Genomic DNA, 12,987 nt, shown 5'->3' with positions numbered 1-12,987 from the left:
AGCTCTTTATCCTTTAATTCGTTTTTTGCGATTGGCTTCATAATCCGTAAATATCATTTCGCCCAATCCCTTAAGACCGGTGTAAAAGGCCTTACCTTGATTTGCAGCGGTAAAATGATCTACAAACTGCATCAAATATGGGTCTTGAGCTATCATAAAGGTGGTAATGGGTATGTGTAGTTTGCGCGCCTGGGCCGCCATGGTATAGCATTTACTAACAATATGTGGATCCAAACCGTTACTGTTCTTGTAATAACGCCCGTCTGGCAATTGCATACAACTCGGTTTCCCATCGGTGATCATAAAGATCTGTTTGTTGGTATTTCTTTTTCTGCGGAGCATATCCATCGCGAGCTGTAGCCCAGCGACCGTATTGGTATGATAGGGCCCTACCTGCAGATACGGCAGATCTTTGACCTTTATTGGCCAAGCATCGTTTCCAAAAACAAGGATGTCTAAAGTGTCCTTAGGGTAACGCGTCATGATCAATTCTGAAAGCGCCATGGCCACTTTCTTCGCCGGAGTGATCCGATCTTCTCCGTAGAGGATCATGCTGTGGCTTATGTCGATCATCAAGACCGTGCTCATCTGGGCCTTATACATGGACTCTTCTACCACCAGGTCATTCTCAGTCAAATGGAAACTATCCAAACCATTATTGATCTGTGCATTGCGCAAACTCTCTGTCATGGATATTCTATCCAGAGCATCTCCAAACTGATAGTTGCGGAACTCCCCTGCCATCTCGTCTCCGTTTCCGGTATACTTGGTCTTGTGATTTCCAGAACCACTGCGCTTGAGCTTACCAAAGATCTGTTCTAAGGCTCGCTTACGCAGGGCACGCTCGGTCTTCTCTGTCAAAGCAACACCGCCGGAACCGTCTGGTTTAATTTCTTCTCGGATATATCCTTTCTTTTTGAGATCTTCTACAAAATCGTCCAGGGTGTAATCCTCTGTGGTCAGTTGGTACTCTTGGTCCAACTGCTCCAACCAATCCATTGCTTCGTCGAAATCCCCAGAAGTATGCGTGATCAGCTCTTGAAAAACCTCGAACAGACGATCGAAGGGCAACTGCTCTTTGGCTTCGTGTCTGGTAAAAGCAAAACCGATAGATCGATTGGGTTTCTTCATTTTATAAAATTAAGACATTCTAAGGCCAATAGCTAGGTGTTAACACTGCTTTAAGAAATGTAAAATTGTTATGTAGTACCTTTAAGCATTCTGTAAACCAACCTGACAATGAAACACCTTTTATTAGGCGTTGCCATCCTGTTCTCACTAGGCGGATGGAGCCAAACTCTAGACTTAGAACAATTTGAAAACATGCAGCCCCGAAACATCGGTCCAGGGGGAATGAGTGGTCGTGTTACGGCCATAGACGTAGTGCATGACAACCCACAAGTAATGTACGCCGGAACAGCTTCCGGTGGCCTTTGGATGTCTGACTCCGGAGGGATCGACTGGGAACCTGTATTTGACGATCAGCCCACAGCTTCTATCGGCGCCGTAGCTATTCAACAATCTAACCCAAGTGTTATCTGGGTTGGAACCGGAGAAGGTAACCCAAGAAACAGCCTTAATGGCGGCTTTGGAGTATACCGATCTCTAGATGGCGGTAAGACCTGGCAGTCCATGGGACTGGAAGAGACCCGTCATATCCACCGTATCATTATTCATCCGAACGACCCGAACACCGTTTATGTGGGAGCAATTGGAAGCCCTTGGGGAGAACATCCGCAGCGAGGCGTGTACAAGACCACAGACGGTGGAAAAAGCTGGAAAAAGATACTAAGTGCCAATAACAAAACTGGAGTTGCAGACATGGTTATGGATCCGTCCAACCCAAACAAAATCATTGTGGCCTTATGGGAGCACAAGCGTGACCCTTGGTTCTTCAATTCTGGAGGTGAAGGTTCCGGGCTTTTCATCACCTACGACGGCGGTGAGAACTGGAGCGAAAAAACAGAAGAAGACGGCCTGCCTGCGGGCGATCTAGGGCGTATAGGAATTGCCATTGCCAGAAGCAAACCCAATGTGGTTTACGCCTTGGTGGAGTCTAAAAAGAACGCCTTGTATAAAAGTACAGATGGCGGAGAATCTTGGAAGATGATCAACAACAAGAGCGATATTGGGAATCGTCCGTTCTACTATTCAGAGATCTATGTGGATCCGCAGAACGAAAACCGCGTATATAGCATTTTCACCTATGTAAACGTATCTGAAGATGGCGGGAAGAATTTCACTGAATTGATGCCTGCCTATGGCGTTTCCAACGGAGTACACCCAGACCACCACGCATGGTGGATCCATCCAAAAGACGGCAATTTTATGATCGACGGAAACGACGGAGGTCTTAATATTACCCGAGATGGTGGAAAAAATTGGCGCTTTGTCGGGAACATTCCTGTGGCGCAATTCTATCACATAGCAGTTGACAACGAGTTTCCATACAACGTTTATGGAGGAATGCAAGACAACGGTTCTTGGCGAGGTCCGGCCTATGTTTGGCGTGCACAAGGAATACGAAATTCGTATTGGCAAGAGATCAGTTTCGGAGACGGATTTGATGTGGTTCCAGACCGCGATGATTCGCGTTTTGGATGGTCCATGAGTCAGCAAGGTTATGTTTCTCGCTACGATTGGCAGACCGGTAATAACTATTCGGTGCGCCCAACGCATCCTGATCCGGATGTGCAACTGCGATTTAACTGGAACTCTGCTATCAATATAGATCCCTTTGACAACAGTACCATTTACTTCGGATCTCAATTTGTACACAAATCCACAGACAAAGGTTTAACCTGGGAGATCATTTCTCCAGACCTCACCACCAACGATCCGGAGAAACAAAAACAATCAGAAAGTGGAGGTCTTACCATGGATGCTACGGGAGCAGAAAACCACACCACAGTATTGGTCATTGAACCTTCTCCGTTAGAACAGAATATGATGTGGGTGGGTACGGACGATGGCCGTGTTCATTACACCACTAACGGCGGAACTAATTGGACCGACGTTTCTAAGAATATTAAAGGTTTACCAGCAGGAAGTTGGATTGTACAGATCAAAGCCTCCAACAAACGCAAAGGAGAAGCCCTTTTGGTAGCCAACGACTACAGAAGATACAACTACGACGCTTATGTCTACCGCACCAAGGATTACGGTAAAACATGGCAGCGCATTGTAGATAACAATGATGTAATTAGTTATACTCTTTGTGTGGTAGAAGATCCTGAACAGGAAAACCTACTCTTTTTGGGAACTGATGACGGCCTTTATGTGTCAATAAACGCTGGTGGCGATTGGGTAAAATGGACCAACGGCTTCCCTACGGTTCCAGTCAAGGACTTGGTGATCCATCCGAGAGAGCACGACCTAGTTATAGGAACTTTTGGGCGTGCGGCTTGGGTATTGGATGACATTAGACCACTGCGTGCACTAGCTGCAGATGCCGCCAAGGCAAAAGCTACCCTTGCTATGTTCGATCCGGCAATGACTTATCTAGCCGCATATCAGCAGCCAACTGGAAGTCGTTTCGGAGGAGATGCGCTGTACAACGGTGAGAACCGCAGCTTTGGAGCTCCTATTCGCTATTTGATCAACAAACCAGCCAAAGACGAAAAAGAAGAAGGCGAGGCTGAAGCAGGTGAAAAAGCCGTGAAGTGGGATTCCATCACTTTAAATATTTACGACGGACAACGCCTAATAAGAACCCTGAAGCAAAAAGCACCTAAGGACAATAAAGTGAACAGCTTTACTTGGTTCTTACGCGAAAAGGGCGTAGACCGACCAAGTCGACGAATTCGAACCAGAAACTTCGGAGAACCCGGAGGAGTTCAAGTAAAGCCTGGCACTTATCGTTTAGAGATGATCTATGGTGATCAAACCGCAAACAGCGAGATCACCGTAAAAATGGACCCGAGATTGGATGTTCCGCCTCAAGCCATTGAAAACGCTTACCAGAACGGCAAGACTTTAGAAGCCATGACACAAACTGCGGCAGACGCAGTAAAACAATTGGTGGAAAGCAAAAACATAGCAGAAGAGTACAAATCAATGCTAACCAAGCTCGATAAGGAGACTCATAAAGAAGCGATAGACCAAAGCAAAGAAATCGTTAAAGCGATAGACGAGGTGATCGCACTTTATTTGGGCAAAGTGGACGAACGTCAGGGAATCACACGCAACCCAGAAGTGAACATTATGCAGCGTATTGGTCTGGCTAGACAATATGCTACGAGTCGTCCGACAGGAACCACTGCTACAGAAACACGTCTGATGACCCAAGCCAGAACAGCATTGCAAGCAGGTTTGGAAGCAACCAACAGTTTCTTCAGTGAAAAGTGGCCAGAATACCGTCAGGCTATGGAAGCAATAAACACCTCATCTTTTAAAGAGGTAAAACAATTCAGTTTGCAAAATTAAATTGCCTAAATTCGGTTCGAAGACCGCTTTTATGGAACGCAACTATACCAACACTAAAAAAGCAGGCCTCATTTTGGGGCCTGTTTTGTTCGTTATTCTTTGGCTTTTTAAAGGGCAGCTACTCAGTGAAGCAGCTGATCCTGTTATAGCCGTAGCAGCCTGGATGATCTGCTGGTGGATCACAGAAGCTGTGTCCATTTCAGTGACTGCACTATTACCTTTGATTCTTTTTCCGCTCACCAACGTGATGCCCATTAAAGAAGTAGCACCTCATTACGGCAGTAGTATTGTTTTCTTATTCTTCGGAGGCTTTGTAATGGCCCTAGCCTTAGAGAAAGTCAATCTGCACAAACGCCTCGCGCTTTCTATCATTAAGATCACCGGAACGAGCCCAAATAGAATCATCCTTGGATTCATGCTGGCCACGGCTTTACTGAGCATGTGGATCAGCAATACCGCCAGCGCTTTGGTAATGCTGCCCATTGGACTCTCTGTGATCAACTTGCTTATAGACGATGCAGACGGCTTTACTAAGAACGACCGAAATTTTGCCTTAAGCGTAATGCTCGGAATAGCTTATGCAGCCAACTCCGGAGGAATAGCGACCATTATAGGAACACCACCGAATTCCGTGCTCATCGGATTTCTGGAGAACGAATACAATACCACCATTTCTTTTTTGAATTGGATGGTTATGGGACTTCCCTTTTCGCTAGTGATGATCGCCTTGGTATATTTTATTTTGGTACACGTTGCATTTCCCAACCGCTTAAAACGCTTTGATGCATCTAAGGAACTCATCGATGAGGAACTAAAGAAACTCGGTGGCCTGAGCCGCAAAGAGAAACAAGTCTTGGCAGTATTTGCCGTGGCCATCTCTCTATGGATCTTTAGAGGCGTGCTGAACAGCCAATTCCCCGGTTTGGGCCTTACAGATACCGAAATAAGTATGTATGCCGCTATTGCGCTCTTTGTGATCCCAAACAGCTTCTCTAAGGGACAGTTCATTCTAGACTGGGAAGACACTTCAAAATTGGCTTGGGGGATATTGATCCTATTCGGCGGTGGGTTGGCCTTGGCCTCTGGCCTCTCGCAAGTAGGTATTATCACCACTATTGCCAATTATATCGCTGCTATGGATGGCCTGAGTACGACCACTATAGCAATCCTTATCATTGCGGTCATGCTCTTTATGACCGAACTAATGAGCAATGTAGCCTTGGTGGCGATCTTTGCACCTGTTGTTGCAGGTATTGCTTTAGGACTCGACATGCCGATGGAGCATTTGTTGATTCCCGTTGCAATGGCTTCTAGTTGTGCCTTTATGCTGCCCATGGCCACTCCGCCTAACGCCATTGTATTTGCCAGTGGTTATATCAAGATCAAAGATATGGTTCGAGCGGGTTTCTTCTTAAATCTACTGGCAATTGGTCTGCTATTTATCTTTTTAAAGCTGGTTATACCATTTATTTTTTAATTGATTAATAAAGCTGTAATTTTAAACAAACCAATCCAATTGATTATGAAACGCATATCTATAATGTCCATTTTAGCTTTGGCTATCGCCTTTAGCAGTTGTAAGAACGAAGCCAAAGAAAAGGAATCCGAAACCACAGAGGAGACCGCAGTTGAAAAAGAAGTTGAAGTTACCGAGGAAGTAACTGCAATTAAGTTCAAGTTGGAGTCTAAAAGTGAGTCTGGAGCTACCGGAGCAGTGAAATTCACAGCAGAGAACGGCAAAGTAAGTATGTTGGCAGAACTAAAAGGCCTAACAGAAGGAGTACACGCCATTCATATCCACGAAAAAGCAGACTGTAGTTCTCCAGATGGTAAATCGACCGGAGGACACTGGAATCCCACCTTTCAACCTCACGGAGCGTGGGGAGCAGAAGCCGGATACCACCTAGGAGATATAGGAAACTTTACCGCGGACGCAGAAGGTAATGCTACGGTTACCTTTGAAACCGAGCTGTGGTGCATGGGCTGTGGTGATGAGAAAAAAGATATACTCGGAAAGGCCATTATTGTGCACCAAGGAGCAGACGACTTCACTTCTCAGCCTTCTGGCGCTGCTGGAGCTCGTGTTAGCTGCGGAGGAATTATCGAATAGTTTTTACAAAATAGCATAGAAAAACTCCTGTCAGTGCTACAGGAGTTTTTTTATTTATACTTTTGAGTCAATGAATCCCTCTGCAGCCGGTTGGATAGATAAATTTTTCCACGAGTTTTCTCAAGAAGACCTGCTTACCCCATTTGAATCTAAGGGCCGTTTTTACGCGCGTTTACGCAAAACGGGGTTTGTCTACGGGAACTCGGTCTGTGCCTTGGTCGATAGACCGATCAGTGAACTCAAACTAACATCCGCAGAATACAACAAAGCCAACCTACTCCACAGTTTGTATGTGATCTATTACAAACAGACAGGAATTGTAGGGGTTAAAAAATTCTTAGAACACGCCATTAGTTTTTACCGTGAGATAGATAGAGGCCGTATGAGCTTGTTGTCTAAATTATCACTGGGAAAATCATTGAGCAAGAACCTAGAGAAGATCCTCTCGGCCCGAATATTAGAAAGCGATGCAACGCTAAAAAAAGAGCAGACTTATGCCTTTTCTAATGTGTTATTGGCAACAGACCTACTCACCTATCAGATCTATTGCGAATCTCCTATGCTGGCTAAGAACTATGCTACATCCTTAGAAAAAGCTATTGCTACGTATTGCTTCGGAGCCTTACAATCTAAAACCAAGCAAGACAAATACGACCTGCTACTTTTAGAACTCTTTGAAATGGCAGGCTTGAGTACAACGGCAGCTCCGTTAGAGATGTTCTTTAGCGATACCCAAATGTCGTTAACGGCTCCGTATCTGCTAGATCTCTGCTGTATGGCCATAAAGGACGATCTCAAGGTTGAACCCTCGGAACGCGCCTATATCATGCATTTGGCAATACAACTCGGATTAGATCAGAGCGAGGCCGAATTGGCTTTAGACGAGTTGGAGGAGTTTATGGATGAGCACGAGAATGCCATTCACTTCTTTAACCATACACATCCCGTACAGCATTTTTACAAACAAACTAGCAGCACGGTAGAACGCTTGATCTTAAGAAATAAAAAACGCCTACTTAAAGAACTGAGCGAAAGTGGAGAATTGTTGGTATTGTTAGGACAATCCACGCTGCGCGAACTAGATGCAAAAGAAAAGGACAAGGTTAAGGAACAATTGCTAGATATGTTCAAGAGCATACCGTCGCTAACCATTTTCCTATTGCCAGGCGGGAGTTTACTGCTGCCTTTGTTCATTAAATTCATTCCAAAGCTTCTGCCTTCTGCCTTTAACGAAAATCGCATAGACGACAACAAATAAAAAAACCCCCGCCAAAAGCGAGGGTTTTTTGTTGCTAAAGGTCTGTCATTATTGTTTAACGACACGTTTAACGGTTTGTCCTTGATCTGTTACGATCTGAACAAAATACATTCCTGAGGCCACATCGTTTAGATTAAACTGGATCTCAGCTCCCACACCCTGTACATTGAATCGCTTGATCAAACGACCATTCACGTCGTATAGGTTCACGTCTTCTAAGATCGCTGTGCTGCGATTGCGCAGGGTAAGCTCTCCTTGACTCGGGTTAGGATATAGTGTAATTACGTTGTCTATTCCAAATTCGTCTACACTCAATACACCCTCTACAGTCAAGGTAAAGGTACAGTCGCTGAAGTTTCCGGCCGCATCTGTAGCCGTAAGCGTTACCGTATAAACGCCAGGACCTAATTCAGCCCCTACAGCAGGATCTTGAGTGATAGTAGGATCTTCTGGACAGTTGTCCGAGAAAGTCGCAGTTAATGAGTAATCTGGTACTACATATGGAAGTCCATCGTCTATGATGTACAATTCGTCATCTGGACAAGTGATTTCCGGAGCAACGTCCTCTGCCACAACTTGTGTCAAGGTACGAGCTGCAAGACATCCGGCAAATCCAATTCCAATATTGTCATTAGCAACTCCAAAAGAAGCCTCTAAACATGCGTTTGGCCAATCGGCAGCGCTGTCAGTATCTCCATTTCTCTGGAAGGAATCAGAACACAAATTAGTAAGATCCGCTCCTGCTCCTGTCCAATCAAGGTCCGCAGCAGTAATATTGAAACCAGCTACGGTGATATCGAAGGTCGATAAAATAGAAGCTGTCACATTCCAGAATGCAGAGTCAACTACGTTTCCGTCTGGGTCTAAGATAAGGATCCAACCAGCATCAGCTGTATCATTACCCCACCAGATATTATTACCCCAATAATCTGCGGAACCTGGTTGATCACTCCAAGCGATAGCCTCGTTCTCTTCCATTACACCAAGCGTCTTTACAATTGGATTCACAGTGTTGATGTTAGAGAATGGCTCTTCACTAAGAACAACGCGGTATCCGGTATAATCCGTTTGCACTCCAACGTTTTGGATCTCCAAACGGTCTGGAGTTTGCATAGTAACCTCAGAAATAACCAATTTAGACAAGAAGTCATCTGGAGTCTCTTCTGCCCAAAGGTCAATAGATCCTGTTGGTGTAAAGGTGTAATTTGTTCCTTGGAAAAGAAAAGCTCCACCTACCTCAGCGTCAAACCAACGAATGTTGTTTGCAGGATTTACTGGTGTAGCTGTTACAGTTACCTCGTCTCCAATACAAACGTCGGTAACGTCTGTGGTTAATGGAGAATCTGGTGTTTCTAGCACTTCAATATCATCTGAAGCAATAGAAGCTGTAGCACATTCAGAATCTGCGATCTCGTAGCTGATGGTATGGATACCAACGCCAGCAACTGCTGGGTCAAAAGTATAGCTGCTTCCGTCACCGTTATCGGTAACTCCAGGTCCGCTATAGATTCCTCCTAGTGGAGTACCTGCTCCTACTACAGTAAAGGCAGTCTCCGAATCACAAACGTCTTCTGGAGCAGTGAAAGTTGCCTCTCCTGTTGGTGTATCGAAGTTTTCAGAACCATCTGTAGTACTGAAAGAAGAACCTTGAACAGCGTTTACACCAAGACCACGCTTGGCAAAAGCATCCCAAATGATACATACGTTCGCTCCTCCGTAAATTGCATTATCTGCGGCGATGATCGCGTCACGTCCGTCTACAAATCCAGGACTACAAGGCTGCAATTTCAACGCCTCAGTCACCAAGGCCAATGCTTTAACGTTACCGGCATCCAATGAGGTGTCTCCAGTGAAATTGTAAATATCAGCATCCCATCCGCTAGCGTCGATAAGACCCCAGGTCATTTCCCAAAGCATCATCGCCCAAACAGATCCTACCCCATGAGGAATAGCAGAAGACCCAATAAAGTCATAGGTCTGTGGATTGATATTCATATCGGTACTGTAAGGGAATGGACGAATTCCACCTCCATCAGGACCTTCGTTGAAAAGATAAGTTCCTACTCCACGAGCGTCTACACCAGCATCTCCAGGTTCCATGGTCATTACAAGACCATACCAGTCAGACCATCCTTCTCCCATTTGCTCAGAGTTACCTAAACAGCCAGCAGCTCCAGGTCCTCCTGTCAAACGGTTAGAGATTCCGTGTCCGTATTCGTGAATGATCACAAGGTTATCGAAGTCCCCGTCACGAGAACCACAAGTATACATTTGCATACGCGGGTTACCACCATCTGGCGGAGTACCAAAGTTTGCATTACAAGTACCAGAACCGTCTTGAGCCTCTGAATCTACTGAGTCAGAACCGGCTCCACCGCCTCCGTAATTATTTTCTTGGAAGTTTCCTGCGGCCTCATCAAATCCATACTGATAAAGTACATCGTGGATGATGTTGGTCCAGTAGAACAAGTTAGTTACAGCCGCAGCTTCGTATTGTGTAGAAGGTGAATAGTTGATGTCCCATTCGTAACCAACTCCTCCGAAGAACAAGTTAGCTCCTCCATCTGGTTGGAATCCTGGGTTATCACCATCTTCGTAAGCGTTTGCGTTATTACCACGAGTAGTGGTAAATTCCGCTCCTGGAGCCCCGTTAGTATCGTGCCATCCAAAAGGAGAAGCAGTTGGGTCCGCAGGATTTACCTCGAAAGTACGCGCTCCAAAGAACGGGCTCTCCAAAGGCAAAGCGAATACTTCGTAACACTCAATACAACCAGCCGCCGCTGATTTATCTACGGCAGGTTGTAAGTTCAAGTTGAAGTTCATAGCGTTCTCGTGGTCACCGTGGTCGTGATCGAACTCACAGGTAACCATCCAGTTCACACGGTCAATGATGCGTCCGGTAGAAGCATCCACGCGAACAGACCACCAATTCTCTTGGGTCAACTCTAAAATAGAAAGATCCCAAGCCAAAACGATATCGCCTGTTTCGGTCTTCTGATAGGTCAATGCCACTGGAATGTCCAATTTAGAAATTCCACCATCGCTCATAATCATTTTTGGAGATCCTTCTGAAAGATCTTCGATCACAGTAATGGCTTTAGACGGGGTATAACCAAGCTCGTTCGCAGCAGCCGAAATAGCAGCAGCAGCGGTAAGTCCAGGGCTGGTCATTCCACTTGATTTCTCAATGGACTGAGCAACAAAACCGTTGTTCATCTTGATAAGCGTTCCGTCTGCCTTGATGTGTGCAGATGATTCAGAACCATAAACAGGAATGCCATTGACCAATTGACGGTAATACACGTGGGTAAGACCACTTACCTTACTGGTACTTTGGCTGGTGATTTCGAACTGAACGTCTTGGGGAGTCAGTCCGTGATTTTCTATTTGTTGGGTTAAGTAGTTGGTGATGGTTGTTGTCGCATCCTGAGCGAACGATTGGGAGGTAAAAATCCCAATGATCCCCAGGAGTACAACCAGGGTACATTTTTTCATAGAATTTTTGATTTAGCGTATTTGTTTTTCTAAACGTGCCCTAAAGTATTAAAAATTCGATGAATTTGATAACAGAAATTTAACAAAAACTATCAAATGTTAGTTTTTTTAACATTTGGGAATAATTTTGTTTAAAGTTTCGCTATCAGGGAATTAGCGGTTTATTCCAACCAAAGTTTAAAGTCCTTGACCCGCTCCCTCGCTACAATTACCTCTTGCTCTTTATAACTGTTAAGCTTGATCTGCAACCTGGAATTCGTATAGGATATGATGTCCTTAATCGCATTTATATTGATGAAAAACTTCCGATTGATCCGAAAGAACACCCCTGGCTCCAACTCAGATTCCAATTGTTCCAAAGTGGTGTCGAGCAAGTAGTTTCGACCTTCGAAGGTGTGCGCATAAGTGCCCTTATTCTCGCTGTAGAAGCACTCGATCTCATCTACAGGGATCATTCTCAGGTGTTGTCCAATTTTCACGGTAAACCGCTTCTTGTACTCGCGTTCTACTGGATTGGTCAAAAGCTTCTTGATGTCCTCAAAATTGAGTTGCACATTACTACTCTGCTTCTGCTGACTCTTGAATTGGGCAATGGCTGCCTTAAGCTCGTCTTCGTCTATGGGTTTAAGCAAATAATCTATGCTGTTCAACTTAAAGGCCTGCAGGGCGTATTCGTCATAAGCCGTGGTGAAGATGATCGCACTTTTTATCTCGATCTTATCGAAGATCTCAAAGGAGAGCCCGTCACTGAGTTGGATATCTAGAAAGATAAGATCTGGATGTTTATTGGTCTCGAACCAGGCAATGGATTCTTCAACAGAATGCAGCATGGTGAGCACTTCTACCTGATGTGATTCTAACATCCGCATCAATCTGCGAGCAGATGGTTTTTCGTCTTCAATGATGATTACTTGCATAGCAATTTTTTGGCTGGATTAATATCGGAGATTCTTTTCTTCCTCTTCCTCTTCTTGCATGAATTCGCGGATCTTGCGCTCTTCCCAATTGCGGATAAAGCCCAACTTATCGCTAAATACCCAAACACCGTGGAAGAACAGCCCTATTCCCCAGAACAAAGGTGTAGTAAATATGGTCCAATGCGGAATTTCAACACCAATACGACCTTCGTTAAAAACAACCACTCGCAGCAGTATAATCGCTGTATTTATAATCAAATAAACTATGAAGTGATTATAGAAGCCTTTGATATCGTCTACCTTTTTCTTGGCTCTGCCGTATTTTGAATTCTCGTATGATTTTTTATTTGCCATGATTGTCTGGTTGTTGCTGTTTACTCCCAACGCTGGTTGGAACTGTAATTGTTATCGGTATCCCATTTGATCTTGTCGTCCCAAGATTCATCTTGAGCGCCGCCATTTTCGTGGAATTCTTCTTCGCGCATAAACTCTCTGATCTTACGCTCTTCCCAATCCTTATTGAACATTGGGCTCAGTCTAAATGCTTTAACTGCCTGAAAGGCCAAGCCTATTCCCCATCCGAATGCAGCCCACAAGAACCAAGCGTACCTCCAACCGTTGGTCGCATAGTTGATCCAAGCCAAAAATGGGATCATAATAATGTACCACATCAAACTGGTGTAGAATTTTTTAAGTTCTTCCACACGCTCTTTAGCACGGATGTATTTGTTCGGATTTTTAGGACTATTACTCATGTTTTCTATTATTGATACTCAAAGATA

General features: G+C 44.8%; 9 protein-coding genes. 4 read left to right on the top strand and 5 right to left on the bottom strand.

The window, feature by feature from the left end; translation table 11 throughout:
* Window positions 1–6 precede the first annotated feature (6 nt).
* On the bottom strand, window positions 7–1,131 hold the full coding sequence (locus AC0J2F_RS12195) for a vWA domain-containing protein (RefSeq protein ID WP_420379181.1): 1,125 nt from the start codon (window positions 1,129–1,131) through the stop codon (window positions 7–9).
* Between the two features lie 108 nt (window positions 1,132–1,239).
* Between AC0J2F_RS12195 and AC0J2F_RS12190 the strand changes: the two genes are divergently transcribed.
* From AC0J2F_RS12190 to AC0J2F_RS12175, 4 genes are all read left to right on the top strand, one after another.
* Entirely contained in the window at window positions 1,240–4,425 is a 3,186-nt protein-coding gene (locus tag AC0J2F_RS12190; RefSeq protein WP_473007885.1) for a WD40/YVTN/BNR-like repeat-containing protein, read from the top strand.
* 31 nt (window positions 4,426–4,456) lie between these two features.
* The gene (locus AC0J2F_RS12185; RefSeq protein WP_087522871.1) at window positions 4,457–5,902 is read left to right on the top strand and encodes an SLC13 family permease; all 1,446 of its coding nucleotides are present in this window, start codon (window positions 4,457–4,459) and stop codon (window positions 5,900–5,902) included.
* Between the two features lie 45 nt (window positions 5,903–5,947).
* Entirely contained in the window at window positions 5,948–6,535 is a 588-nt protein-coding gene (locus tag AC0J2F_RS12180) for a superoxide dismutase family protein (RefSeq protein ID WP_473007884.1), read from the top strand.
* A gap of 70 nt (window positions 6,536–6,605) precedes the next feature.
* A complete protein-coding gene (locus AC0J2F_RS12175; RefSeq protein WP_087522872.1) occupies window positions 6,606–7,793 on the top strand; it encodes an LETM1-related biofilm-associated protein in 1,188 nt (395 codons plus the stop codon).
* Between the two features lie 48 nt (window positions 7,794–7,841).
* On the opposite strand, the gene AC0J2F_RS12170 is transcribed toward AC0J2F_RS12175, so the two are convergent.
* The 4 genes from AC0J2F_RS12170 to AC0J2F_RS12155 all read right to left on the bottom strand — a co-directional run bounded on the left by AC0J2F_RS12170 (window position 7,842) and on the right by AC0J2F_RS12155 (window position 12,960).
* Window positions 7,842–11,288 (bottom strand): M36 family metallopeptidase, encoded by a 3,447-nt coding sequence (locus AC0J2F_RS12170; RefSeq protein ID WP_473007883.1) that lies wholly within the window; start codon window positions 11,286–11,288, stop codon window positions 7,842–7,844.
* A gap of 161 nt (window positions 11,289–11,449) precedes the next feature.
* Window positions 11,450–12,205: a LytR/AlgR family response regulator transcription factor gene (locus tag AC0J2F_RS12165; protein ID WP_473007882.1), complete on the bottom strand. Its 756-nt coding sequence runs from the start codon at window positions 12,203–12,205 to the stop codon at window positions 11,450–11,452.
* Between the two features lie 18 nt (window positions 12,206–12,223).
* Window positions 12,224–12,559 (bottom strand): 2TM domain-containing protein, encoded by a 336-nt coding sequence (locus tag AC0J2F_RS12160; RefSeq protein WP_473007881.1) that lies wholly within the window; start codon window positions 12,557–12,559, stop codon window positions 12,224–12,226.
* A 20-nt stretch (window positions 12,560–12,579) separates the two neighbouring features.
* Window positions 12,580–12,960, bottom strand: a complete 381-nt coding sequence (locus tag AC0J2F_RS12155) for a 2TM domain-containing protein (RefSeq protein WP_473007880.1) — start codon at window positions 12,958–12,960, stop codon at window positions 12,580–12,582.
* Between the last annotated feature and the right edge of the window lie 27 nt (window positions 12,961–12,987).

This window comes from Gilvibacter sp. CC01, assembly GCF_055755295.1.
This window is presented reverse-complemented; position numbering and strand designations above follow the sequence as displayed.